This is a genomic window from Chromatocurvus halotolerans (assembly GCF_004340525.1).
GTDB lineage: Bacteria > Pseudomonadota > Gammaproteobacteria > Pseudomonadales > Halieaceae > Chromatocurvus > Chromatocurvus halotolerans.
In genome coordinates this window covers 15,905-40,035 of sequence record NZ_SLWX01000004.1, presented here as the reverse complement: position 1 = coordinate 40,035, position 24,131 = coordinate 15,905, and the positions used below count along the sequence as shown (strand labels likewise).

Annotated in this window: 22 protein-coding genes; 8 read left to right on the top strand and 14 right to left on the bottom strand. The window is 62.0% G+C overall.

The annotated features are described in order from the left end of the window. The first annotated feature begins 6 nt into the window (after positions 1–6). The 7 genes from EV688_RS05825 to EV688_RS05795 are packed head-to-tail and all read left to right on the top strand — an operon-like array spanning position 7 to position 5,697. Positions 7–1,962: a chemotaxis protein CheA gene (locus EV688_RS05825; RefSeq protein WP_117314829.1), complete on the top strand. Its 1,956-nt coding sequence runs from the start codon at positions 7–9 to the stop codon at positions 1,960–1,962. Between the two features lie 11 nt (positions 1,963–1,973). Further along, positions 1,974–2,714, top strand: a complete 741-nt coding sequence (locus tag EV688_RS05820) for a flagellar motor protein (protein WP_117315223.1) — start codon at positions 1,974–1,976, stop codon at positions 2,712–2,714. An 11-nt stretch (positions 2,715–2,725) separates the two neighbouring features. Next, positions 2,726–3,580 (top strand): flagellar motor protein MotD, encoded by an 855-nt coding sequence (gene motD, locus EV688_RS05815; RefSeq protein ID WP_117314828.1) that lies wholly within the window; start codon positions 2,726–2,728, stop codon positions 3,578–3,580. Then, the gene (locus EV688_RS05810; protein ID WP_117314827.1) at positions 3,577–4,368 is read left to right on the top strand and encodes a ParA family protein; all 792 of its coding nucleotides are present in this window, start codon (positions 3,577–3,579) and stop codon (positions 4,366–4,368) included. Before motD ends, EV688_RS05810 begins: the two co-directional genes overlap by 4 nt. Further along, positions 4,365–4,904 carry a hypothetical protein gene (locus EV688_RS05805; RefSeq protein WP_117314826.1) on the top strand — a complete coding sequence of 180 codons (540 nt, stop codon included), beginning with the start codon at positions 4,365–4,367 and terminating at the stop codon, positions 4,902–4,904. The genes EV688_RS05810 and EV688_RS05805 overlap by 4 nt, the downstream gene beginning before the upstream one ends. A gap of 48 nt (positions 4,905–4,952) precedes the next feature. After that, a complete protein-coding gene (locus EV688_RS05800; RefSeq protein WP_117314825.1) occupies positions 4,953–5,480 on the top strand; it encodes a chemotaxis protein CheW in 528 nt (175 codons plus the stop codon). After that, entirely contained in the window at positions 5,464–5,697 is a 234-nt protein-coding gene (locus tag EV688_RS05795; RefSeq protein WP_131917564.1) for a hypothetical protein, read from the top strand. Before EV688_RS05800 ends, EV688_RS05795 begins: the two co-directional genes overlap by 17 nt. Positions 5,698–5,746: 49 nt before the next feature. Here the strand turns inward: EV688_RS05795 and EV688_RS05790 are convergent, their stop codons facing one another. The 11 genes from EV688_RS05790 to EV688_RS05740 all read right to left on the bottom strand — a co-directional run bounded on the left by EV688_RS05790 (position 5,747) and on the right by EV688_RS05740 (position 20,988). Next, a complete protein-coding gene (locus tag EV688_RS05790; protein WP_117314824.1) occupies positions 5,747–6,274 on the bottom strand; it encodes a hypothetical protein in 528 nt (175 codons plus the stop codon). Between the two features lie 9 nt (positions 6,275–6,283). Next, complete coding sequence (locus EV688_RS05785) at positions 6,284–7,369, bottom strand: protein-glutamate methylesterase/protein-glutamine glutaminase (RefSeq protein ID WP_117314823.1); 1,086 nt, start codon at positions 7,367–7,369, stop codon at positions 6,284–6,286. 18 nt (positions 7,370–7,387) lie between these two features. Next, a complete protein-coding gene (cheD, locus tag EV688_RS05780; protein WP_117314822.1) occupies positions 7,388–8,032 on the bottom strand; it encodes a chemoreceptor glutamine deamidase CheD in 645 nt (214 codons plus the stop codon). Between the two features lie 14 nt (positions 8,033–8,046). After that, a complete protein-coding gene (locus tag EV688_RS05775) occupies positions 8,047–8,907 on the bottom strand; it encodes a CheR family methyltransferase (protein ID WP_117314821.1) in 861 nt (286 codons plus the stop codon). A gap of 109 nt (positions 8,908–9,016) precedes the next feature. Continuing rightward, positions 9,017–11,512: a methyl-accepting chemotaxis protein gene (locus tag EV688_RS05770; protein ID WP_117314820.1), complete on the bottom strand. Its 2,496-nt coding sequence runs from the start codon at positions 11,510–11,512 to the stop codon at positions 9,017–9,019. Beyond that, positions 11,509–12,042, bottom strand: coding sequence for a chemotaxis protein CheW (locus tag EV688_RS05765; protein ID WP_117314819.1), 534 nt, complete (start codon positions 12,040–12,042; stop codon positions 11,509–11,511). Before EV688_RS05765 ends, EV688_RS05770 begins: the two co-directional genes overlap by 4 nt. Positions 12,043–12,052: 10 nt before the next feature. Further along, the gene (locus EV688_RS05760) at positions 12,053–12,430 is read right to left on the bottom strand and encodes a response regulator (protein ID WP_117314818.1); all 378 of its coding nucleotides are present in this window, start codon (positions 12,428–12,430) and stop codon (positions 12,053–12,055) included. Positions 12,431–12,685: 255 nt separating this feature from the next. Further along, positions 12,686–14,932, bottom strand: a complete 2,247-nt coding sequence (locus EV688_RS05755; RefSeq protein ID WP_240624230.1) for a carbohydrate binding family 9 domain-containing protein — start codon at positions 14,930–14,932, stop codon at positions 12,686–12,688. Positions 14,933–15,026: 94 nt separating this feature from the next. Beyond that, positions 15,027–18,155 carry a WD40/YVTN/BNR-like repeat-containing protein gene (locus EV688_RS05750; RefSeq protein WP_117314817.1) on the bottom strand — a complete coding sequence of 1,043 codons (3,129 nt, stop codon included), beginning with the start codon at positions 18,153–18,155 and terminating at the stop codon, positions 15,027–15,029. Positions 18,156–18,285: 130 nt separating this feature from the next. After that, positions 18,286–19,767: an alpha/beta hydrolase gene (locus EV688_RS05745; RefSeq protein ID WP_117314816.1), complete on the bottom strand. Its 1,482-nt coding sequence runs from the start codon at positions 19,765–19,767 to the stop codon at positions 18,286–18,288. A 195-nt stretch (positions 19,768–19,962) separates the two neighbouring features. Next, on the bottom strand, positions 19,963–20,988 hold the full coding sequence (locus EV688_RS05740; protein WP_240624212.1) for a M14 family metallopeptidase: 1,026 nt from the start codon (positions 20,986–20,988) through the stop codon (positions 19,963–19,965). A gap of 185 nt (positions 20,989–21,173) precedes the next feature. Between EV688_RS05740 and EV688_RS05735 the strand changes: the two genes are divergently transcribed. Continuing rightward, positions 21,174–22,373, top strand: a complete 1,200-nt coding sequence (locus EV688_RS05735; RefSeq protein WP_162883778.1) for an aminopeptidase — start codon at positions 21,174–21,176, stop codon at positions 22,371–22,373. A 20-nt stretch (positions 22,374–22,393) separates the two neighbouring features. Here EV688_RS05735 and EV688_RS05730 read toward each other — a convergent pair whose 3' ends face one another. The 3 genes from EV688_RS05730 to EV688_RS17385 form a co-directional block, all read right to left on the bottom strand. After that, the gene (locus tag EV688_RS05730; RefSeq protein ID WP_165876881.1) at positions 22,394–23,260 is read right to left on the bottom strand and encodes a D-hexose-6-phosphate mutarotase; all 867 of its coding nucleotides are present in this window, start codon (positions 23,258–23,260) and stop codon (positions 22,394–22,396) included. 67 nt (positions 23,261–23,327) lie between these two features. Further along, a complete protein-coding gene (locus EV688_RS17390) occupies positions 23,328–23,681 on the bottom strand; it encodes a GGDEF domain-containing protein (protein ID WP_162883777.1) in 354 nt (117 codons plus the stop codon). Then, positions 23,647–24,102, bottom strand: coding sequence for a hypothetical protein (locus EV688_RS17385; RefSeq protein WP_162883776.1), 456 nt, complete (start codon positions 24,100–24,102; stop codon positions 23,647–23,649). Before EV688_RS17385 ends, EV688_RS17390 begins: the two co-directional genes overlap by 35 nt. Between the last annotated feature and the right edge of the window lie 29 nt (positions 24,103–24,131).

Here is a 24,131-nt window from a genome sequence, read left to right as displayed (position 1 = left end):
ACAGCTATGAGCTTTGAACTGGACGATAGTATTCGCGAAGACTTTCTGGTCGAAGCCAATGAAATTGTGGAAACGCTTGGCTCCGAACTGGTGCAGCTTGAGCGGGCGCCGAATGACCGGGAATTGCTCAACAGCATTTTCCGCGGTTTCCACACTATCAAGGGTGGCGCGGGATTCCTGAATGTCGAGCCGCTGGTGCTGATATGCCACGGTGCGGAAGAGGTTTTCGACTGCCTGCGCAACGGCAAGCTGGCGGTCGACAATGCGATCATGGATACGGTTCTGCAGGTGGCGGACGTGGTATCCGGCATTCTGGCCCAGGTGTCAGCAGGCCAGACCCCGGACCCGGCGCCCCCGGAACTGGTCGCGAGGCTGCAGGACTACGTTCGCGCTGCCAATGGCTCCGGTGCGGTGGCAGTTGAGGCGACGGAGACAGCGTCTACGCAGGAAGAAACCTCGGAGGACGCCGCCGATCGTGAGTTTGACGCGATCATCGACGGCGTTCGCGCAGGTCTTTTCGAGGACGACCCGGGCGACGAGCACGCGGCAGAAACGCAGGGTGCTGGTGGGCCTGCACCAGGCAGCGACGAAATTACCGATGACGAGTTCGAGGCGCTGCTTGACCAGATGCAGCAGGGTGCCGCCAAGCCGGCGGCGGCTGCCCCTGCGGAGGCGCCTGCCCCGGCGGTGACGCCGGCACCGGCAGCGCGTGACGAGAAGCCCGCCGTTAGCGGCTCTCCAGCAGCGCCCGCCGCAGTCGACGGCAAAGGGGAACCCGGTCCTTCGGCGGCGGCCGAGGCCACCATTCGCGTCAGTGTTTCGCGGCTGGATACCGTCATGAATCTCGTGGGTGAGCTTGTGCTCGTGCGCAATCGACTGACCAATCTCGGTGCTGACCTCGAGAACGAAGAGCTGAAAAAAACCGTTGCCAATCTCGATCTGGTGACGGCGGACCTGCAGAACGGCGTGATGCAGACCCGCATGCAGCCAATAGGCAAGGTCTTCTCCCGATTCCCGCGGCTGGCCCGGGACGTGGCCCGCAGTCTGCGCAAGGAAATAGAGCTGACCATGCGCGGGGAAGACACCGACCTCGACAAGAATCTGGTCCAGGCGCTCTCCGATCCACTGGTGCACCTGGTGCGCAACGCCATGGATCACGGCATTGAAGACCCCGATGTCCGTGAGGCGAACGGCAAGCCTCGCACCGGCAAGGTGGAGCTGTCGGCGGAACAGGAAGGCAACAATATCGTCATCCTCATCCGCGACGACGGTGCAGGCATTGACCCCGAGGTGCTGCGCGAGAAGGCGGTCAGGAAAGGGCTGTTCACGGCAGAAGCCGCAGCCAGGCTGAGCGACCCCGAATGCTTCGACCTGGTGTTTCTGGCGGGCTTCTCGACCAAAGAAGTCGTATCAGACCTGTCGGGTCGCGGTGTCGGCATGGACGTGGTCAAGACGCGCATTGCCGAGCTGAATGGCAATGTCGAGATCCAGTCGGAGCTCGGCAAGGGGACCTCCGTGCGGGTTCGAGTGCCGCTCACGCTGGCGATCATGCCGACGTTGATGGTGCGCCTGCAGCAGCGCACCTATGCCTTCCCGCTGTCGCAGGTTCTCGAGGTATTTTCCCTGGATAACGATAACGTGCATCAGGTTGCGGGTCGCCCCGTGGTCATGGTGCGCGGCAAGCCGCTGCCTCTGGTTTTCCTGCGCAGCTGTCTGGCGGCCGAGGGTGACGAGGGCGGTACCCGCGCATCCTATGTGGTCGTGCTGCAGGTTGGCAGCGGCATGGTGGGATTTGTTACCGACGATGTGCTTGGCCAGGAGGAAGTGGTGATCAAGCCGCTGGGGGCCATGCTGCACGATGTCCCCGGGTTTGCGGGCGCAACGATCACGGGGGATGGAAACATCGCCCTGATTTTTGATGTCAATGGCTTGATGAAGCGGGTCAGCAAAGCTGCAGCCTGACGGGAGCCTTGGTGGACAAGTTAAGCATTATCGGCGTTATCCTGGCCCTCGTCTCCGTGTTGCTCGGCTCCACGCTGAAGGGGGCGGGAATAGCGGCGCTGGTCTCTGGCGCTGCCTTTGTCATCGTCATCTGCGGCACCCTGGCGGCGACGCTGCTGCAGACATCCGTCCCGGTCATGAAGCGTTCCATGAAGATCGTGGGCTGGATATTCCGCCCCCCGGGTGTGGACGCCGACAGCATGATCGAAAAAATTGTCGGCTGGAGCCAGCTGGCACGCAAGGAAGGTCTGCTGGGGCTGGAGTCGGTAGTGGAGAACGAGACTGATCCCTTCGTGCAGAAACTGCTGCAGCTGCTGGTGGATGGCAGTGAGCCCGAGGTCATACAGAGCATTATGGACGTGGAAATCGGTACCCGGGAAGAGATTGATACCGCGGCGGCCAAAGTGTTTGAGGCCATGGGTATCTATGCGCCGACGATGGGCATCGTCGGGGCGGTGCTGGGGCTAATGGCGGTCATGCAGAATCTGGCGGACCCCTCAAAACTGGGTACCGGTATTGCCGCCGCGTTTGTTGCCACGATTTACGGGATTGGCTCCGCCAATCTTTTTTTCCTGCCCATGGCGGGGAAGCTGAAGGGAATCATCCACGGGCAGACGACCGCCCGCGAGATGGTGGTGGAGGGCGTTGTGTCGATTGCCCAGGGTGAGAACCCGCGCAATATCGAGACAAAGCTGAAAGGTTACCTGGCCTAGGGCGGAAGGGAATGGGACGCAAAAAACGCCATGAGGACCATATCAACCACGAAGCCTGGGCGATCCCTTACGGGGATCTCGTGACGCTTCTACTGGCATTCTTTGTGGTGATGTACGCCATCTCCTCGGTCAACGAGGGCAAGTACCGCGTCCTCTCGGACTCTCTGGTGGCGGCGTTCCGTGGCACGCCAAAAACCACCCGGCCGATCCAGATCGGGGACAATCCGCCCTCGGGCGGAGCCGAGCAGGGCAGGGACGACGCGCTGCCCCAGGGCTCGGTCGACAGAAGCACCCTGTCGCTGCCCCTGGACAACCCCCCGGGCGGCATTGCAGGTATCACCAGCGTGGGGGACGACGGCACGCGCGCGGGGCTTGCGCGCATGGCCGAAGAGATTCGCGAGGCGCTGTCCGAGCTTATCGATCAGGACCAGGTACGCGTTCGGGAAACCCCGCTGTGGCTCGAAGTCGAGATCAAGACCGATCTGCTGTTTCCGGTCGGGATAGCGGAGGTAGCCGATCCGGCGCTGCCGACGCTTCAGAAAGTCGGCGATATCCTGGAACCGATGCCCAATGCGCTGCGCGTGGAGGGACATACCGATGACGTTCCCATCAGCACGACACGCTTCCCCTCCAACTGGGAACTCTCATCGGCGCGCGCCAGCAGCGTCATTCGTCTGTTCCAGGCCAGGGGAGTAACGCCGCAGCGCATGGTTGCCGTCGGGCTTGGTGAATATCAGCCGGCGGCCAGCAACGACAGCGCCGAGGGGCGCAACCGCAACCGGCGAGTGACTATCGTGATACTGGCAAACGATGAGATGCCGGAGCCACTCCCCGGCTCCCTAACAGAGGCCGAGGTCGGAACATGAAAATCTGGACGGTTGCGAATCAGAAAGGCGGGGTTGGTAAAACCACCGCCGTCGTCACGCTTGCGGGCTGGCTGCAGGCGAGAGGACATCGGGTATTGCTGGTGGATCTCGACCCGCAGGCCTCACTCACCAGCTATTTTTCCCAGGATGCGGAGGCGGCCTCGCGCAGTGTCTACAACCTGTTCGACGACCGGCGAACCCGCGCGGCCGATCTTCTGCTGCCTACCGCGGGCGATGGTCCGGCGTTGCTGGCAGCGGTGCCGGCACTGGCGACACTGGATCGGCAGCTGGGCAGTCAGAAGGGGCAGGGGCTGATTCTGCGTCAGGCGCTGGCGCCACTGGCGGGACAGTTCGATAACGTGTTGCTGGACTGCCCGCCCACGCTGGGGATACTCATGATCAATGCCCTTGCCGCTGCGGATCGCGTCGTGGTGCCAACCCAGACCGAGCACCTGGCGCTGAAGGGGCTTGAACGCATGACGCGCACACTGGAAATGGTCAACCGTTCGCGGCCACATCGCCTCCAGCACCTTATCGTTCCTACCATGTTTGATCGCAGGACGCGGGCCTCGAACCACGCGCTGGAGGAACTGCGCAGCCGCTATCAGGGTACCGAGCTGTGGTCCGGCGTTGTGCCGGTCGATACGCGCTTCCGCGAAGCGAGTGAGCAGGGCAAGTCGCTGTCGCAGCTGGCGCCGGGCAGCCGCGGCGCCGAGGCCTTTCTCCGCCTGCTGGATGATCTGCTGGCGCTGGATCACAACGAGGCCGACCAGCGTGTGGTGGCATGAGCCCGGCAAGCGACCCTCTTACCGCCTCGGAGCGGGCGATAGACAGCTACCTGGAGGCCTTGCTGGAAGAGCCGGGTGGAGAGAGCGATGGCGCGCAGGCATCCACGTCGGAGCGGTACTGCATCTTCGATGTGTCCGGACTGGCGATAGCGGTTCCCGAGGGCAGTGTCCGCGGGGAAATGTCCTGCCCGCCACTGCAGGCTTCACCGTCAACGCCGCCGTGGCTGCGGCGGACCGCGGGCGGCGAGCCCGGGCAATGGATAGTCGATCTAGCGCTGCTGACGCTCCCCCACGATCTGTCGCCAGATCAAATACCGCTCGAGGAGCGCTGCGACAGGGTGCTTGTCCTGGGAGACGGCGACTGGGGTGTTGCCGTGGAGGGGGCGACGCGGCCCACGGTTATCACCACCGACGAGGTTTGCTGGCGTGGCCCCCTGGGCATACGCCCCTGGCTGGCGGGAACGGTGGTCGAGAAGCGCTGTGTACTGCTCGACCTTGACAGTATCAGACAGCTGGGCCGGTTCGGTGGCAAGTAAGTCCGGCGACATCGTCGGGCGTGACAGTTAATCAGGGAGTCAGACACAATGGATCTGGATAGACAGGAATACCAAGACCGCAACAGTCTGCGTGACGACGCGCTGGATGACCTCAACGAGCGCGTGAGCGAAAACCGCAATGAATGGTTGCGCTTCGTGGTGGATCATCAGGACTACGGTGTCAGCGTGCTGCAGGTGCAGGAGATCCTGTGCGCAGGCGATATCACGCCTGTCTCCGGCGCAGCGCATTTCGTGCTCGGCGTTATTAACGTCCGCGGTAACATCGTCACCGTCGTGGATGCCAGACGGCGCCTGCGCCTGAAGCCGAGGGAGCCGGGAGACAGTATCGACTGGATCGTGATTCTGGATGTCAATGACGAGCACGTTGGTCTGGTGGTGGATGAGGTGCTGGAGGTTCAGGTCCTCAACAATAATCGACTGGAAAAACTTCAGGGAGAAACCTCCTTCGATGTCGAAGGCGTGATCGAGACAGAAACCGGCATGATGATCCTGGTGGATGCATCCACGATGTCCGGTATCAACGAGCCCGCCGCGCAGCATGGCGCAGCCGCTTGATCCGGTAAGCCCCACGGTCCCTGCGCGACCTCCGCGACGTCACCGGGTGCCGGGGCAGGGCTCGCAACCGCGCCGCGGCGGGGACGACGGAGGGGACAACTCGCGAGATGACAGTGACGTCACGCGTGAGCAGCGTGAGGACGGGTCGGTGCCGGAGATGCCGTACAGTCCTGATGACCCGGACGATCATGAGCCCCTGGTGGACGACTACGCCTGACATGACGCATGGACGCCGGTGCTACCGTTACCGCGCCTGCTCGAACGCGTCAGAACAGATCGACCGAGCCCTGGTCCAGATTCTTCTGCAGCACTGCCTTGCGCCGCATCTTTGACCAGATGCGGTGCTGTTCACTGATGCGGGTTGCCAGCTCACCCGCGTCGTGAACGGTCTCTACCTGATCTGCCACGCCGCGCAGGTAGGATACGCTTCGCAGCGCTTCCGCAAGGGCCTGGGTTGCAATGTCCTCGAATTGAAGCGCGCGTATTGCCGTCGATATTGCCAGCTCCAGTTCCTCGGCTGCGGCGCTCTGCGGTTCATGTCGCTCGTGACTGGCCAGCCTGTGCAGCTGGTCGAAACTGGTCGACAGCGCCGTCGCCCCCTCGGAGATGATGCCGGTAACACGCTCGATCTCCTGCTCGACCTCGGCAAGTTCGTTAGCAAGCAGGGCGCCGAGCTCATTGCAGGCGCGGATCTCCGGAGCGATGCCTACGTCCGTGGCTCGCGCTCGCGCCGGTTCACCGCTGTCCGGAGCCGCGCCTGGGGATGTGTCGCTGGTGCGGCCGGAGTCACTCATATTGGGGTGTCATCCTGACGCCGCGCGCGGCTCTTTCCACACGGCTCTCAGCAGGTGCCTGGCGATGGCCTGCAGAGGAAGCACCTCGCAGGCGCCGCCGCGCTTGAAGGCTTCGCCAGGCATGCCCCACACCACGCTGGTCCCCTCATCCTGGGCGATCGTATGCAGACCGGCTTCGCGCATCTCCCGCAGCCCCTCTGCACCATCCGCGCCCATGCCTGTCAGAATGGCGCTGACGGCGTTGATACCCGCGGCCTGCAGAACAGAGCGGAACAGCACGTCGACACTGGGTCGGTGACGGTTTACCGGCTCGCCATCATTCAGTCGGCAAACATAGCGCGCGCCGTTGCGAACCAGCAGTAGATGCCTGTCTCCCGGTGCGACAAAGGCATGCCCGGGAATGACCACATCGCCATCCTCGGCTTCCTTGACATTGAGCGGCGTCAATCGGTCCATGCGGTCGGCAAAGGCCGCGCTGAAGCCGGGGGGAATGTGCTGGGCAATGACAATGCCGGGAGCATCGCGAGGCATGCCCATGAGAACGCTTTTGATCGCCTCGGTGCCGCCGGTGGATGCGCCAATGGCGATAATCTGGTCGGTGGTGCGCAGATGATGCGCCGGCCGCCGGGGAATCACCGCATCCGATGACTGCATCGGCTGGGGTGATTCGAGACTCGCCAGTCGCCTTACCTTGGCGACCGAGGCGGCCCTCACCTTCGTCACCAGTTCCTCGACATAGTCGTTGAGCGCGCGGGAGACGTCCAGCTTGGGTTTGGTCACGAAATCCACAGCGCCGATTTCCAGTGCCTGCAGCGTCACGTCGGCGCCCTGCTCGGTCAGGGTCGATACCATGACCACGGGCATCGGTCGCAGGCGCATGAGATTGCGCAAAAAGGTAATGCCGTCCATCCTTGGCATTTCGATATCGAGCGTGAGGACATCCGGCTTCAGGCTCTTGATCTTGTCTCTGGCTATCAGGGGATCGGCTGCGGTGCCCACGACCTCGATGTCGGGGGCGCTGTTCAGCATGTCTGTCAGCAGACGGCGGATCAGTGCCGAATCGTCCACTACCAGAACGCGAATCTTGCCTGCCATCAACCTCGATTCCTGTGTTCAGAAAAGTTCGACATTGCCTTGCACCGGCGCCTCGACCAGCTCCTCCATATAGCGGCTCTCGCGCTGTACGATGGTGTCGTTGTGCATGGAGCGCAGCTTCTTGACCTGGACCCTGCCGCTGTCGGGGAAAAAATTGACCTTGCGTGGATGTAGGCTTCCCATATCCTCCGCCGTGAGCCTCAGGCCCTCAATTTGCAAAAACTCGTGCAGAAAAGCAATGTTTTTACGCCCAACGTCGGTCATGCCCGACACGATTCTGCCACCGCCGAAGGCCTTCACCTCAAGGTTTTCGCGGCGCCCCCCGGCTTTCAGGATCTCGTTGATCAGCTTCTCCATGGCGTAGCTGCCGTAGCGTGCCGAGCTTGAGCTTCCCCCCCAGTCGTCCAGCCTGGCGCTGTGCGGCAGCATGAAATGATTCATGCCCCCGATACCCAGCTTGCGATCCCGGATGCACGCAGAGATGCAGGAGCCGAGAACCGTGGTGATCATTTCGCCGCGCATGGAAATGTAATACTCGCCCGGCAGCAGCTTGGCCACGTGCAGATTGCGCGAGGGATCCCAGTAGCGCTTGATATGCTCAAACCCCGGGATGACTGGCGGCGAATCGGGAGTGCCCGGGCGTTTGGCGAAGAGATTTGCCATATCGCAGCGCTGGCCTAGTTCACGCGCTGGTAAACGGTACTTCCCAGCAGCTTGAAGCGGTCGCTGACCCGGTAAAGGGTTTCAGAATGTCCGATAAAAAGATGGCCGCCGGGCGTCAGCTGCTCGGCAAAGCGATCGAACAAAACGCGCTGGGTATCCTTGTTGAAGTAGATCACGACATTGCGACAGAAGATGAAGTCAAACTTGTGCCGCAGCGGCCACGGATCCTGCAGGTTGAGGCGCCTGAAGGTAATCATGTCCCTGAGCTCCTGACGCACACGGACCTGGCCATCATGGGCGCCCTTGCCGCGCAAAAACCAGCGCTTCCGGCGGGCCTCGGTAATGCCGGTAATGCGCTCGAGGGTGTACTGCCCCGCGGTGCCGGTCGCGACAACGGAACTGTCGAGGTCGGTGGCGAGAATGCGCACGTTCCAGCTCTCAGGCACGCGCTCGGCCAGAACCATGGCCAGAGAATACGGCTCTTCACCGGTAGAGCAGCCCGCCGACCATACGCGCAGTTCCCTGTCGCGCTTCTGTTTCAAGAGCGTGGGAAGCAACTCGCGCTCGAGAAAATCAAAGTGATGGGACTCACGAAAGAACGAGGTGAGATTGGTCGTCAGCGCATTGACGCAGTGTTCGAGCTCCGTCTCGTCTCCGCTTTCCAGATGGCTGCAGTAGGCGCTGAAGGTCGGCAGGTTCAGAACGCGAAGGCGGCGTACCAGACGGCTGTAGACCAGGTTGCGCTTGGCATCGCTCAGCTCGATGCCCGCCGCCTTGGCGATGAATGCCTTGATGAAGTTGAAATCCCGGTCCGTGAGCTGAAACTCACTGTCCCGGGGTGCGGCGGTGGCTTTCGGTTTCTCGTTTGGCTTCATAGTCTCTTCTGTCGTTAACGGCCATCTGGATACTGTGTCGCCACCGGGTTACTCCGTTGCAACGCGTCGCAGCAACTGCGAACGCGTTGCTTGCCCAGCCTGCCGGGCCTTAGAACTCCTCCCAGTCCTCGTTATCGGCGCTGCTGGCACGGGGGGCGGGACGCCGCTGTGCCGCCGGAGCCGGGACGGCTCGTGGGCCATTGCTGCGGCGGTTGTCACTGGCGTGAGCCGGCGCCTGTGGCCTGACGCGGGGTGCCGGCGCCATCGCGGCCTGGTCTCCGACGTTGAAGATGGCCACCAGCTCCTGCAGCGAATTCGACTGGTCATCCATCGACTTGGACGCGGCCGCCGCCTCTTCCACCAGGGCTGCGTTCTGTTGCGTCACCTCATCCAGCTGCGTGATGGCCTTGTTCACCTCTTCGATACCGGAGGACTGCTCCTGGGCTGCCGCGGCGATTTCGGCAATGATGTCGCTGACTTTCTTCACGGCGGTGACAATTTCGGCCAGCGTGGTGCCGGAATCATCCACCAGCTTGCTGCCGTCTTCTACCTTGGCCACGCTGTCCTTGATCAGGGTCTTGATTTCCTTCGCGGCCTGGGCGCTTCGCTGCGCCAGGTTACGCACCTCGGCGGCCACCACGGCAAAGCCACGACCCTGTTCGCCGGCTCTCGCAGCCTCTACCGCTGCATTCAGTGCCAGCAGGTTGGTCTGGAAGGCGATTTCGTCGATGACGCCGATGATCTCGGAAATCTTGCCCGACGACTTGTTGATCTCTGCCATGGCGGCGACGGCCTCGCTGACCACGTCGCCACCTTTCTCAGCCTGTTCCCGGGCCGTGGTAGAGAGCTGGTTAGCCTGTCGAGCATTGTCGGCGCTGGACTTCACGGCAGAGGTCATCTGCTCCATGCTGGAGGCGGTTTCCTCAAGGGACGAGGCTTGTTCCTCGGTGCGCTGGGACAGATCGATATTGCCCTGGGAAATCTCCGAGGCAGACGAACCGATGCTCATGGCACCCTCACGTATCTGGCCGATCATGTCGCGAAGATTGAGGACGGTGGTATTGACGTCGTCCTTCAGCTTGCCGAACAGGCCTTTGTAGTCGTCGTCGATGGTGCTTGTGAGATCGCCCTCGGCCAGCTTCTGGGCGACGCCAGCCACCTCCGTGAGGCTCTTCTCGCTGACGACCATCAGGCTGTTGACCAGATCGCCGACGTCCTTGAACAGGCTCTCGGCTTCGCTGGTGTCTATTCTTTGGGAGAAGTCACCCTCAGTGGCTGCGAAAATGACGTTGCGGATATCGCGCATATCGGTGATGTCTTTCCACTCGACCACGTTCCCCATGTCTTCGCCCTTGGGGCCCTTGATCATGTTCGCGTTCACTTCGAGCTCGATCCCCGTGATATCCATCGTCGCTCGCGCGGGCATGCGACTCGCGTCGCGCAGCATGGAGCGCTGATGGGCCGGGTTCTTGTGGAACTGGTCAATGTTCTGTCCAACAAGGTTCATGGGATCAAAACCGGGGAAGCGCTGGCGCATTTCGGCGGCCCGGTTCTTGAACATGTTGGTGACGGCCGGGTTGGCGTAGACAATGTTCAGGTCGGCATCACACATCATGATGTTGGTGGTGACGCTTTCCACAGCTGACTTGAGGCGGCTTACCTCCACCTGAGTTTTATGCTCGAGGGTGGCATCGGTGGCGAGCTTCAGCACCTTGTACAACCTGCCGTCGCTGTCCACGACTGGATTGTAGGTAGCACGAATCCAGAACTCTTCACCTTGCTTGTTTCTGCGCGGGAAGATGCCTGAGTGGAAGTCTCCGCTGTTGAGGATGCGCCAGAATTCCTTGTACTCACTGCTGCGTGCGTACTCCGGGTCGCACAGCTTGCTATGGTGCATGCCCTGTAGTTCGCCTAGCGTGTAGCCGACGATGTCAAGAAAGTTCTCGTTAGCCGTGATAATAGTGCCGTCGAGATTGAATTCGATGCGTCCTTGCGATCGGTCCAGGGCATCAATCTCGGCTCGCAGCGCCTCCAGTTGCTGTGCCATGGCAGACTCTGCTGCCCCTGCGCCCAGAGCCTTGCCGCCGATGTGGACATTTTCCTGTGCACCCGGGGCTGCTTTCATTACGTTGGTACTGTCCGTCATCGGGGTCTCCTCCACGGGTTTGTAAGCACTTAACATCACGTCGCCGACCAGATTCAGCGCATCGCGCCAGGCGTTTTCATACTGTGTATTCCAGGCGCCGCCGGCGGTTTCTGCCATGGCATCCAGTAGGGTCGAGGCAACCGCCTCGTAATGCGCCGGCTCCGCGCCGTAGGCCTGGTGCCGGGCGCCCATCTCGACCAGTGCCTGCTCGAGCTGCTCCGGCTTGCGCAGGCTGTTGACCACGAGCTTCAGTGCCGCCAGCAGCTTGGTCTGCTGCTTTGCGGTGGTCGTGTTCTGGAAGAGGGGTTTCACCGAGGGGTAGTCGGTGAACAATTTGTCGTAGAATCGGCCGACGACCTGCTCTCCGAAGGGCTCCAGAATTGCAAAGCTTTCCTCGAGAAGACTGAGCTGCAGCGTGTCGTCGGCTTCCCCGGCGGGCACCGTGGCTTCTATATTCATGCCTTTGCCTCTTGTTTTATTGTTCTGGCGATGTCGGACCCCGGCGTGAGTATTCCCTCCCGCAGTCTGTCCATGTCAAGCAGCACGATCATCTTGTCATTGATCATGGCGATCCCTTCAATCAGCTGTTCGTCTATCGCGCTGCCGACATTGGGAGCGGATTTGACGGACTTCGGCGCTACGCTGTAAACCTCGGAGACGGCGTCGACAACGATCCCCAGATCGCGCTGGTCCCGGTTCTTTTCGTCGTGAAAGCGCACAACAATGACGACCGTGTTCGGGCCGTACTCCAGCGGCGCAATGTGAAAGCGTTCCCGCAGGTCGATGATCGGGACAATACTGCCTCTCAGATCAATGATCCCTTTCAGCCAGGATGGCGAGTTGGGAATTGGTCGGGTCTTGCTCCAGCCGCGGATTTCCTGCACCTGCAGGATGTCGATACCGTACTCCTCATCGTCGAGGATGAATGTCAGGTACTGGTTGGTGCTGTCGCGGCTGCTGCCGATGCCGTACGCCTCCACTGAATTCATGACGGATCCCTCACGCTGGACTGGTCCTGCCCAGGACTTTCTCCACGATCCCCAGAAGTTGCTCCGGGCTGAAGGGCTTGACGATCCAGCCGGTGGCACCGGCCTGTCGACCTTCCTGCTTTTTCTCGTCGCTCGACTCGGTGGTCAGCATGAGAATCGGGGTTTTCGCATATTCTGGCAGCTTGCGCATCTCCGTCACCATTTCGATACCCCCCATTGATGGCATGTTCACATCCACCAGGGCCAGGTCGATTTTCTGTTCCCGGATTTTTACCAGGCCGTCGCTGCCGTCAACCGCCTGCACCACCTCGTGTCCGGCCTGCTTGAGGGTGAAGGCCACCATGCGCCTGAGAGAGTTGGAGTCGTCTACCGTGAGTATTCGCGCCAAGGGTCAATTCCTTACTGTCTGGTCTGCCTGATGTTGTCTACCCGGTAGTATCAGTCTGCAGCCGCCGGAGAAGCAATCAAAAATCCTGCTGGGTTCTTTATCGGCACGAGCGACGATACCTTGAGGATTTCAAGGGGGGAGCCGGAAATTATTGTTGCCCCGTCGCGCCCCCCGAAACCCCGTTCCTGCAAGAGGCGCCTGGACGGGCGGTCCGGGCTCGCGGCTGGAAAGGCGAGCCGCCGCGGTTCTCTGGTATCAGTTCAATACATCCAGGATATGGCTGTACTTGAGCACGAATTCGCGTCGGGGCTTGCGAAAGCCCATTTCATCGACCTCGTTGTAGACCACGAACAGCCCGGCGTTGGCCTGCTGCAGGACCGAGAAACGCACGTTCATGCCCACGCGATCACTCCTGTTGTCATACTGGAACAGCGCCTGCAGCAGCACCTTGGGGGTGAAGGAGTAGGTCAGGCGCAGCTGACCGGCGTTGATGCTGAAGGCGCCGTCTTCCGTCGGCAGGTCAATGCGGTTGTAGTTCCAGGCCAGCTCCGTGGAGAAGGTCTCGCCGACGCGGTAGCGCAGCGTGGGCTGCAGGGTGTCGCGCTCGCCATTGAAGAAGCCGCCGTGAAAGCTGCGCAGCTCGCCGTAGAGGGCTTTGCCCTCGTCGGACATGAACACCAGCTGCACCTCCGAGTTGTCGTATTCACCCACCGGCACCTCGACACCGTCGACCAGCTCGAAGGGTTCCTTGACGCGCTCATAGGTGAAGTTCATGCCAGTGTGGATTTCGGCGCTGGTGCGCCACTCGAAGTGGTTGTCCACGTGCAGAAAACCGGACTCCTGCTCACCTTCGAGGTCCCACCAGCCGCGGTAGGACACGTGTGGCCGCAGCTCCAGCAGTCCCGCAACGTCACGCGGCCGGTAGCGATAGAGAATGCGGCCCTCCACCTTGCGGTAGTCGTCGCGGCTCAGGAAGCCTACTTCCGGGTTGAAGTCCTCCGAGACCTCGGTGAAGGCGAAGTTGTTCGACCACTCCGGCGAGTCGTAGTCCACCCGTATGTTGTAGGCGTGCTCGTCACCGTCGAGCCCCGGTGTGTCGGTCATCCCGGCCCAGCCGCTCACGGTGCCGTAGTCGCCGAACCCCCAGCGGCCGTCAACGCCGTAGGTACGGTTGTAGTCGTCCTGGTCCGCCGGCAGCAGGCTGCCATCGCCTTCGCGATTGATGAAGACGGCACCGAAGGACGAGCGGTTGTCCAGCTCGCGATTCATCCGCACCACCGAGAAGTCATTCTGTGGCGCCTCGCCCGGCACGTCTTCCGTGCGCATGTGCAGGAGCCCGACATTCGTCGACTGTCCGATCTTGCCGGACAGGCGCGCGCCACCGACGATAGGCGTGGGCAGTCCATTGGCGTCGATGCCGATGTTGCGGCTGAAGAAGAACTCCACTTCCTGCGGTGTGCCCACTGTGTACTGGCCGGCATTTTCCAGGAAGAAGGGGCGTTTTTCCGGGAAGAACAGGTTGAATCGGTTCAGGTTGACCTGTTGGTCGTCCACTTCCACCTGCGCGAAGTCGGTGTTGTAGGTCAGGTCCAGCGTCAGGCTGGGTGTGAGGGTGTACTTCACATCGACGCCGAATTCCTCCTCCTGAATCGTGCCATCAAAGCCCTCGCCCTTGCCGGCGCGCCCCAGCGCGTAGGGGGTTACCAGCAGGCTGCGCTGGGGCGGTGGCTCGATACCGGCCAGATTGCCCGCGTCGTACACGCGCAGGATTGAGAACTGCCGGTCCAGCGGTGCCCAGAACACGATTTCATTGTTGTTGCGGCGGATATTGCGCTGAAAGTTGATGCCCCAGTCCTGCACCTCACCGCCACCGTAGCGCAACGAGCGAAAGGGAATCTCGAACTCCGCGGACCAGCCGTAGGTGCCGGTCGTGGCCGCCACTTCCCAGGGGGCGTCCCAGTTCAGATTGAAGCCCGAACCGCTGGCGCTGGTGAAACCGGTCGATTCCTTCACCAGCTGGCCATCGTACTGGATGCCGGCGGGATTGGTGCCGAAGACCAGTCCATTCTGGCGGTCCTGGAAGCCGTCGATGATCATGCGGAAGCTGTCCGAATCATCCAGGGAGGCGTCGCGGCGACTGTCCGACGCAACGATGGCCGCCGGATCCGTATCGTAGGCGATAACCGCAACGTAGAGCGTGTCGTCGGTGTAGCCCACGAACACTTCCGTGCGCTGGGACGCCGGCGCTCCCTCGTCGGGCTGGGTCTGGCGGAACCCGGTTGCCGGCTGCAGGCCGCGCCAGGCCGCGTCTTCGAGAACGTTGCCGTCAAGGGTTGGCACGCTGCTCAGTCGCTCCGCGCCCAGGGTGGGGCGGTCGCCCCGGGCGGCGTCGGCGTCCGGGGCCAACAGGTGCAGGGCAGCGATCAGCGCGATGGGGAGGACGCGCCTTGGGCGGAAATAGACGCCAGGCGACGCCTCATGGCGTCGCATCAGGAGGTTCATCACGGACGGGGATATCCTTTTGTTGTTATTGTCAGTGTCATCGGGCCTGTCGCGGCCCGGCCTGTCGCGGCCCGGCCTTTCGCGGCCCGGCCGTTCAAGGAACCGGGAGAACCTCGATATTCTGCTGTTTCATCATCCGGTTGATCTCGGGCAGCGAATCAGTCAGCAGTGTCTCCAGCGTGGCCAGCTCCTCATCGATCTGCGCTGACACCTCTGCCTTGTACTCGACCGCCTGGTCGGTCGGGCGGAAGTCGCCGGCGGACTCGTGCATCGCCAGGTACGCCAGGCGGTTGTTGAGCTTGATGCCGAAGTTCAGCGGATCCTGCTGTGCCTCATTGCGGGTTTCGTGGATATTGTTCTCTATGACCCCGAGTTCTTCCTTCAGGGCCGCAATCGCCTCGATGATCGCCGCTGCCCCGGCGTTGCCTTCAGACCTGTCATCCAGCTTGCCCTGCAGGTAGTCCAGATCTGTCCGCAGGCTGCGGATGTCGATCACGGCCTGGTGCGCTTCCGAGAGCTTGTCGCGAACCTCTATCAGGAAGTCGAACTGCGCCTGCAGGTCCGCCAGTGAGCTGTTGACCCGGGGGTCTTTCAGAATCTCGAAGTCCTGCTCCACGCTGTTGCCACCGGCCGTCAGTCGTGCCCGGTAGGTGCCCGGTACGGCGGTGGGTCCCCGGGTGTTGGAGGAATAGAGAATCAGTCCATCGAAGGCGACGGCATCCGGGTAGCGCATGTCCCAGACGAAAAGATTCGTCCCCGGCTGTGCCTCCAGCTTGCGGTCTTTCTCATCATCGCCGGCATCGCTGGTGAAGGCTTTCACCAGCGTGCCATCTTCCTCCAGAATCTCCAGGCGAACCGGGTCGGACGCCGTGGGCGCCTCCTTCAGGCGGAAATAGAGCATGACGCCCTGTGGGTGGTTTTCGCCCTCCAGCAGGGGATCGCGCTCGCCGCGGCCACCCTGGCGGAGGCGGTAGCTGGGCTTGGGCTGATACAGGTGCACGTCGGCACTGGCCACGGCGTCGTTCAACTGGTGCAACGGTGACAGATCATCGATGATCCAGAAGCTGCGCCCCTGGGTGGCGACAATCAGGTTGCGGTCGCGAACCTGCAGGTCGGTGATGGGCACCTCGGGCAGATTCAGCTGGAAGGTCTGCCAGCTGTCGCCGTCGTCAAAGGACACGTACATGCCGTATTCGGTGCCGGCATAGAGCAATCCCGCCCGTTCCGGATCGGCGCGCACGACCCGCGTGAAGTGCAGCGGATCGATACCGGCGGTGATTTTTGTCCAGGTCTTTCCATAGTCGGTGGTCTTGTACAGGTAAGGCGCAAAATCACCGGTCTTGTACAGGGTTCCCGCCAGGTAGACGCCGCCCTTCTCGGTGGGGTGGATATCTATCGAGTTCCACATCAGCAGTTCCGGCGCTCCAGGCGGCGTGACGTCCTGCCAGCTTTCGCCGCCATCGCGGGTAAGGTGCACAAGCCCGTCGTCGGAGCCGGTCCACAGCACGCCCTCCTCATGGTGGCTCTCATTGGCGGTGAGAATGGTGGCGTAGAACTCCACCCCTGTGTTGTCCTGCGTGATGGGACCGCCCGATGACACCAGCGTTTCGGGTATGGCGCGGGTGAGGTCCGGACTGATGGTGTCCCAGTTCTGCCCTTCGGTGGTGGAAACGTGCACCTGGTTCGAAAAAGCGTACAGCCTGTCGTCATCGTGGTGCGAGAAGAAGGTCGGGAAGTTCCAGTTGAAGCGATACTTCATGACTTCCACGCCGGAGCCCGCCGGGTTCAGCGGCCACACGTTGATGGATCGGCGTTGGCTGTTCTCATGGTTGTAGCGGTAGAGGTAGCCCTTGTAGTTGCCGCCATAGATGATGTCGTTGTTGTCGGGGTCGATGGCGTGATACGCGCTTTCACCGCCGGCCGTCACCTCCCAGTCGCTTTCCGTAATGGCGACGCCGTCGCTGCGATGGGGGATGCGAATGGAGGAGTTGTCCTGCTGAGCCCCGTAGATGCGGTAGGGGAAGTGATCATCGGTGGCGATGCGGTAGAACTGAGCCGTGGGCTGGTTGTGATAGGTGGTCCAGCTGTCGCCGCCGTCTGTGGAAACCTGGGCGCCGCCGTCATCGGCAATGATCATGCGGCGGTTGTTCTCGGGGTCTATCCACAGGTCGTGATGGTCACCGTGGGGAGCGCGGTGCAGGCTGAACGTCTTGCCGCCATCGGTGGACTTGCCGTACGAGACATTCATGACGTAGACGGTGTTCTCGTTCTGTGAGTCGGCAATGATGCGCGTGTAGTACCAGGCCCGCGAGCGCAGCGCCCGGTCGCTGTTGATTTTCTCCCAGCTTTCTCCGGCATCGTCCGAGCGGAAGACGCCGCCGTCCTCGGCCTCGATAATGGCCCAGACCCGGTCGGAATTCACCGGCGAGACGGTGACCCCGATGATGCCGCGCGGCTCTTCGGGCATGTTTGGCAGTGCCGTGAGGTTTTCCCAGGTCTCCCCCGAGTCGGTGCTCTTCCACAGGTCCGATCCGGGGCCGCCGCTGGAGAGGCTGTGCGGCGTGCGGCGCACATTCCAGGTGCTGGCGTAAAGAATGCGCGGGTTGCCGGGATCGAAGGTGAGGTCAACCGCGCCTGCATCTTCGTTCGCATACAGGATTTTTTCCCAGGTCTCGCCGCCGTTGGTGCTCTTGTAGACGCCGCGTGCCTCACTGGGCTGCCAGAGGTCGCCCATTGCGGCCACGTACACGATGTCGGGGTTGGTGGGGTGAACGCGGATGCGGCCGATGTGGCGGGTGTCCTCAAGGCCAATGAACGACCAGCTCTTGCCGGCATCGGTAGACTTCCAGACGCCGAAGTTGGAGGAGACGTTACCGCGGATGGTTTTTTCGCCGAGGCCGACGTAAATCACGTTGGGATCCGACTCGGACACGGCAACCGATCCCACGGAGCCGCCGAAATAGCCATCCGTAATGTTCTCCCACTTGCTGCCGCCGTCATGGGTTTTCCAGACACCACCGCCGACCGCGCCGAAGTAATAGGTATTGCGATCGCCGGGGACGCCGGTCACGGTGGCGGAGCGGCCACCGCGGTAGGGGCCGACAAGACGATATTCCATCGCGTCGTACAGCGCTTCATCGTAGGAATAAGCCGGCTGTGCAGTCGCCAGCAGCAGGGAAACAGGAACCAGTAAGGCGACAAAAAAACTGCGTAGGTATGTCATGATGCTCCGCCGTTTTGTTGGGTGATTGGGCTGTGGGAAAAACAGAGCCCGTTGGCCGGGCGTGTCCCGAGTATAGACAGGGTTTTTTTTCATGACCAGCGGCCGCATTGCGCGCCTTCAATGCAGCCGGTCAGGGCGCGCTGCAGGCGGGCAGGGCCGAACGATCCCGCGTTCCGTCGTTAGCGGTAAACGCGCAGCCGTAGTCAGCGTCAGCCACGACCTCCGCGTCCAGCACCTCATCGCCAGCCGGCGTGGGGCCGCCGTTTACCCAGCGCAGCCAGTCGCTGAGTGCAGTGACGATCTCAGTCCCGGTAAAGTCGCAGTGTCCGGGTGCCCGGATAGCGCGCTGTACCAGCAGATCCTCGGCACCACTATCGATCGCGCGCTCGCGGTAAAGCTGCTGGTGGCGGAATGGCACGTAGAAATCCCCGAGCGTGTGCAACGTCAGTACCGGCACATCGAACTCACCGTTGACCAGGGGCAGCCAGCGAACGCCGTCCTCGCGCGGCGCGTTGACGTTATCATCTGCAGCCACGCGCTCAATGCGGTCGTTCAGTTCCTGCTCATCAGCCTGCGGTTCCCCGCCGCGGCGAAAGCGGTACTGACGCTGCTGGTTGTTGTAGATGTTGCCCGCGAGGATACCGTCAATCGTTCCGTCGGCCCCACCGGTAGAAAGCACGGCCTCCTGCCACGTGTTCTGCACGAAGCCGAAGTCGGCGAAGATCGGGCGCTCGCCGCCGGTCAGCTGTATGGCGGCCTGCCGCAGGCGTTCGCCCTCGGCATTCGCCGGGACCCAGGTCGGATTGCCGTTGTCGTCAAGCTCGAACAGTGTGCCAATGATCTGTGGCGCCAGTGCCGGAAAGTCTTCGCGTGGCCGGTCGCCGAGCCCGGCAAGGGTCTGTGCCAGCAACGGGTAGTCACCCAGCCACTGAAACTGATTCTGTTCGGACTGACAGAAAGGTGCGGCACCGGCGTAGTCTACCCTGAAGCGGGCGCTGTCCCGCGCCTCGCGCTCAACCGCGGCGGCCGCGATGTGTCCGCCCATGGAGTAGCCGGAAATCAGCCGCTGGCCGGGCTCGTCAAAGCGCTGGCCAAAATCGCGCTCAATGTAGTCCATGACCTCGGTGGCCAGCCGGTTGGTGTCTTCCACGCCGGCTCGCACATCATAGTAGTTGGCAGAGAACGACGAGGCTGCCCAGGCATACCCGGCACCGAGCACAGTGCCACGCCAGGCGGGGTCGGGAATCGATACGGTCAGTGTCTCGCCGTTTCCGCGGAAGCCGTGCGTGTACATCACCAGGCCGCCGTTCCAGGTATCGGGAATTTCCGCCGAATAGACCGCGTCGCCCTGAATGCCCTCGTAAACGCCAAAAAAGGCCTGCGCGCCAGCCTGGGGCTCGAACGACACATCCTCGGCGGGTGTAAACACGCGGTCATCGTGGACGCGCGTGATTTCCGGGGTTTCTTCGGGGGGTGGTTCCGGTGGCTGGGGGGCTGCCGGTGGCGTCACCGATGGCAGCGGTGCCGTACTCTCGCTACCCGAGCAGGCGATCAGTGTTGAGGTGACTGCAATGAGAATCAGGGCACGCCCCAGGGTGGTGTGTTGACGCATAATCAGGCCTCTTGGTTTTTATTCTGCATTTTTATCGATGACCGGCAGGTCACGGGACGAGTATATCGGCTGCCACTGTCGTGACCAAGTCTGCATCGGATACGTTCATACCGCGCACGAGCGAGGTGGTCGAATCAGTGGCAGTCGATCACGACACCCCTCGCAATGGCGTGCTGTCTCGATGCGCTGGTCTCGTCAATCTTCGCGAATCTTGCTCAGCATCGCGACAGGCTCGCCCTGGCTTACAGGTGGCGTGCTGATCACGTAATTGACGACGCCGGAAAACGGGGCGCGTATTTCCGCGATCTCATCGCCGAAGAAATCCACGAGAACGCCCAGCAGCGCGCCCTCCGACACGACATAGCCATCCTTCGTTACCGCCCGGAAGATGCCAGACTGCGGGCTGGCAATGACCTGGTAATCCCCAAGCCAGGTGACGCCTTCGTTGATGTACTCATCGCCGGGCAGCATGTTCAGGTGTCGCAGCACGTTCTGCACCCCGTTTTCCGCAAGTCCAACCCAGTACGGATCATTGGAGCCTGACTGACCGGTCTCGGTGGTGATTGCCGGGATACCGCGGACCAGCGCGGTCTGGTCAGTGAAGCGGGCGGGCCCGGAGGTATCCGCCGCGCGCTCGTCAATGACAATATGGTCAAGGCCGAAAGCCAGGGCCAGGCCCTTTGTTTGTGCGTCCAGCTCGGCGTCACCGATCACTGGCATATAGACATAAGGACGCAGCGCCTCGTTGCCATCGCCTGCGTGCAGATCAATCAGGTAGTCCGACGCGTCGATGACTTTCGTCGTTATCTCGTGAGCGATGCGCTGACTGAGGGTTCCGGTTGGATCGCCGGGGTACATCCGATTGAGGTTCTGGCCATCCACCGGACTGTAGTAAATGGTGCGCCCCAGGAAGGATGGCAGGTTGGCAACATGCACCATGATGATGGTGCCGCTCAGCGCTGCCGGGTCTATCTCGTCGCGCAGGGACTGCAGCGCCGTAATCGGCGGGTATTCGTAGCCGTGGGTTCCGGCAATCAGGGCAAGGACCGGACCGTCCTCGGCCCCGTGCAGGATGGTTACGGGAATCTGGCTGCCCTCGTCGACACCTTCGGGCACGGGAAGGAAGCCCGAGACACGCTGGCCTCGCGGCGCCTCCAGCTCGCCGACCCTGAAGGTCTCGGCGCCTGTGGCGAACGCCGGCAGCGCGGCCAGCAAAAACATGCAAATAGTCCGGTTTATTGTCATAGTGCATCCGTCCCTGAAGCCGGGCCCGTCTGGCGCGGCAGAGTGAGAGTATCGCCCGATGTCGTGCTTTTCCCGAGTCATCGCTATTCAACCATGAAATTGCGCAAAGGGGAGAGTCGAGCAGGACACTGGATCAGTAAGCGATGTCAACAAGGACTCCTATGATGCGAATTCCCGTTTTCTTCATGACGCTGTTCCTCGCCGCCGCTGCGGTTCACTCGCAGACGGCGCTGCGGGATGTTTCGCTGGACGTTTCATTGGACTACGAGGCAATGGCCGGGCGCATGGTCGAGCAGCTGGACCTGCAGCCCGGTGAAACCTTCCTTGCGGTGGCGCACCCCGGTGAGTTTGAGGGCCTGATTCCGCATTTGCGCTATGCCGTCATGGAAGCCGGCGCGGTCGACCTGGGGGTTATCCATGTGCTTGGCGAACCGATACCTGAAAGCTGGCGGTCGGATGTGATAGAGAGTGCGGACGCCGCGGCAAGGCCCGCGCTGGCTGAGCTGCTGAAGGACGTGGATGCCTCAGTCATGCTGCCTGGCTCCACGCCTGATCACCCCGCGTACGCGGCCATACAGGACAACCTGCGTGCCGGCCGGGGGCGCACGGTGCATTTCCACTGGCTTGGCAATAACAGCGCGGTTCCCCTGCCCGGGCACCCCCTTCCGCCTGTCCACGTGCTCGAGGCGACCTACGAGCGTGCTGTTCTGGAAACGGATTACGCCGCCCTTGCCCGCACACTGCAGGGCTTCGAGGCGGCCATGCGCGGCAGCGAAATCCGCGTGACCAGCCCTGCCGGCACCGATATCCGCTTTCGTATCGGCGATCGACCGGTGAACCTTCAGGATGGCGATGCCTCCGGTGCGCGCACCGACGCTGGCCGCGTGCTCGTCGATCGCGAAATCGAGCTGCCCGCCGGCGTCATGCGTGTGGCACCGATAGAAGATAGCGTCAACGGCACCATCGCCTTTCCGCCGTCCCAGTGGTCCGGCGAGCCGGTCTCGGGCCTCGTGCTGACCTTCGACAAGGGCCAGGTGATCGACGTGACCGCCGGGGAAGGCGAGGACGCCGTCAAGGCTGAGATGGCCGCTGCCGGTGGCGCTGGGCGCGCCTTCCGCGAGTTCGCCCTCGGCTTCAATCCGCTGCTCGCCGTGCCCGAGGAGCAGCCATGGATTCCCTACTACGGCTATGGCGCGGGCGTGGTTCGCCTGTCACTCGGTGACAACACGGAACTGGGTGGTGAGGTGGGAGGCGGTTACGTGCGCTGGAACTTCTTTGCGGATACGACCGTGACGGTGGATGGAGATGTCTGGGTGCGCGGTGGCAGGCTGATTGGTGGCGGTCTCGACGACACGGAGTAGCGCAATTGGGAATCGTGAGCTTATGCGCCCTTTTGGGCAGAGATTGCCTGACCCACCGCGAAGCTCGCACCGGCCGCCAGGCGCCTGCGCCGGTCGAGGGCGAGAGCAGGCTCCAGGCAAACCATGTTGCGGTAGCCACCGTCGTCGAAATCACCCAGAGCCCGCGCGATGTCCGGCCCCGGATTCCAGACCACCAGGTCCGTATGCCCCCAGGCCTGAATACGCAGGCGGCTGGGGTGGCCGGGATCGTGAAGCTCAATCATAGAGGGTGGGTCGATGTACACCCGGTCAACCTCGCCGTCGATCCGCAGCGGAGCGGTCTGCGTCCTGCGCGCGAAATCCGCAGTCTTGTCCTGGTAGTCGAGACCAGTGACAGCCGGCAGGACAGCGGCAAGGCAATCAGCGACCCGGAAATAGCCGTGCAGGCCGACGCCGACGGCCAGCTCTCGATCCGATACATTGGTCGTGCGCAGTTCCATCCACAGGTGACCAGAGAGGCGGATCTCCACCTCGAGTCGCGCGGCGCCGTCCCACTCTGGAAACTCCGACGACGCATCAAGACCCAGAATCACGGACGCCTGCTGCGTATCGACCTGTTGCGAGAGAACCTCGAAGCGTCTCGTTCTGGCAAAGCCGTGCTGCGGGCGCACCGGCAGGTCCGGGTTGGCGCCGAACCAGGGCCAGCACAGGGGTATGCCGCCGCGGATCGCAGTACCCGGCTGATAGCGTGCGGAGTTGCTGACCCACAGGAGGTTGTCCTGACCCGCAGGTGAGTAATTGGTGATATGGGCGCCCTGGAGAGAGAGGCGAAGGTACGCGTCGCCGTGACGGAGGATAAGCTCGGGCAGACCGGGGCGATCTTCAATCCGTGTGATCGATGCAGGCATCATGCGTTCCAATTTAGATTGTTATCGTTGGCCCCTCGGGGTTTTTATCACGCAACAGGGTCAGCGGTTACCCTATTGCGTCCTGCACGCTTGCCCAGGTACAGGCGCTCGTCAGCGGTGCGTAAAAGCCGACTGCGGTCGTATCCCGGATGCATTTCTCGTGATTGAAGGTGTCATTCACGAGTTTGAAGTGATCGAGATCCACCAGTGCTATCGAGAAGTTGCGCTGCTGCTCGATGAAATCGGTTATTCCCTCCTCCAGGAAACGCTCGGCGAATCGCCGGTTGAACAGCCCGGTGAGCTGGTCATGCGTTGCCTGCTGCTCGAGCTCAGTGGCCTGCTCGCGCAGGAGACGCGTTCGCTCATTGACGATTTCCTCAAGACGGTTACGCATGCGCGCAAACTGGCTGATCACCAGCATGCCAGTCGCGAACAACGCCAGCATCAACAGCACCACGGGAAATTCCATCCGGTTTATCACAATTGCGACGAAGATGGCGCACAGGCCTGCAGCGCCCTCCACGAACCCAGGGAAAAAGCAGCGACGCACAACCGTTGACCCAGGCGGCAGGGAGGGGACCCAGCACAAGGATGCCAGACACCTGCGCAATGCGAGCGAACGACAGATAACCGGCATCCGCGTGGCGGTAGCCAGTAAGAATGGTAAATATGCCGAACACCACGAAGAAAAGAATCGCGCCCGGCGATGCATGCGCCCAGGCTTCGGGGTCACTCTGAAAGGTCGCCACACCCAGGGCTGTGAGCGCAAACCCGAAAAGCGCGGCGGCGTAACCGAGTTCCCGGGTGTGCCATGATGGTTCGGTGATCTCCTGGCCGGTCATGGTGACGCCGTCGAGAGGGTTGGCTGAGA

Bases quoted from the DNA above. Each gene is read 5' to 3' on its own strand.
- EV688_RS05740 (WP_240624212.1), bottom strand. From the start codon at position 20,988: ATGTTTTTGCTGGCCGCGCTGCCGGCGTTCGCCACAGGCGCCGAGACC.
- EV688_RS05825 (WP_117314829.1), top strand. From the start codon at position 7: ATGAGCTTTGAACTGGACGATAGTATTCGCGAAGACTTTCTGGTCGAA.
- cheD (WP_117314822.1), bottom strand. From the start codon at position 8,032: ATGGCAAATCTCTTCGCCAAACGCCCGGGCACTCCCGATTCGCCGCCA.
- EV688_RS05800 (WP_117314825.1), top strand. From the start codon at position 4,953: ATGGATCTGGATAGACAGGAATACCAAGACCGCAACAGTCTGCGTGAC.
- EV688_RS05745 (WP_117314816.1), bottom strand. From the start codon at position 19,767: ATGCGTCAACACACCACCCTGGGGCGTGCCCTGATTCTCATTGCAGTC.
- EV688_RS17385 (WP_162883776.1), bottom strand. From the start codon at position 24,102: ATGACCGGCCAGGAGATCACCGAACCATCATGGCACACCCGGGAACTC.
- motD (WP_117314828.1), top strand. From the start codon at position 2,726: ATGGGACGCAAAAAACGCCATGAGGACCATATCAACCACGAAGCCTGG.
- EV688_RS05770 (WP_117314820.1), bottom strand. From the start codon at position 11,512: ATGAATATAGAAGCCACGGTGCCCGCCGGGGAAGCCGACGACACGCTG.
- EV688_RS17390 (WP_162883777.1), bottom strand. From the start codon at position 23,681: ATGCTGGTGATCAGCCAGTTTGCGCGCATGCGTAACCGTCTTGAGGAA.
- EV688_RS05755 (WP_240624230.1), bottom strand. From the start codon at position 14,932: ATGAACCTCCTGATGCGACGCCATGAGGCGTCGCCTGGCGTCTATTTC.
- EV688_RS05775 (WP_117314821.1), bottom strand. From the start codon at position 8,907: ATGAAGCCAAACGAGAAACCGAAAGCCACCGCCGCACCCCGGGACAGT.
- EV688_RS05735 (WP_162883778.1), top strand. From the start codon at position 21,174: ATGATGCGAATTCCCGTTTTCTTCATGACGCTGTTCCTCGCCGCCGCT.
- EV688_RS05785 (WP_117314823.1), bottom strand. From the start codon at position 7,369: ATGGCAGGCAAGATTCGCGTTCTGGTAGTGGACGATTCGGCACTGATC.
- EV688_RS05730 (WP_165876881.1), bottom strand. From the start codon at position 23,260: ATGCCTGCATCGATCACACGGATTGAAGATCGCCCCGGTCTGCCCGAG.
- EV688_RS05805 (WP_117314826.1), top strand. From the start codon at position 4,365: ATGAGCCCGGCAAGCGACCCTCTTACCGCCTCGGAGCGGGCGATAGAC.
- EV688_RS05750 (WP_117314817.1), bottom strand. From the start codon at position 18,155: ATGACATACCTACGCAGTTTTTTTGTCGCCTTACTGGTTCCTGTTTCC.
- EV688_RS05810 (WP_117314827.1), top strand. From the start codon at position 3,577: ATGAAAATCTGGACGGTTGCGAATCAGAAAGGCGGGGTTGGTAAAACC.
- EV688_RS05765 (WP_117314819.1), bottom strand. From the start codon at position 12,042: ATGAATTCAGTGGAGGCGTACGGCATCGGCAGCAGCCGCGACAGCACC.
- EV688_RS05790 (WP_117314824.1), bottom strand. From the start codon at position 6,274: ATGAGTGACTCCGGCCGCACCAGCGACACATCCCCAGGCGCGGCTCCG.
- EV688_RS05795 (WP_131917564.1), top strand. From the start codon at position 5,464: ATGGCGCAGCCGCTTGATCCGGTAAGCCCCACGGTCCCTGCGCGACCT.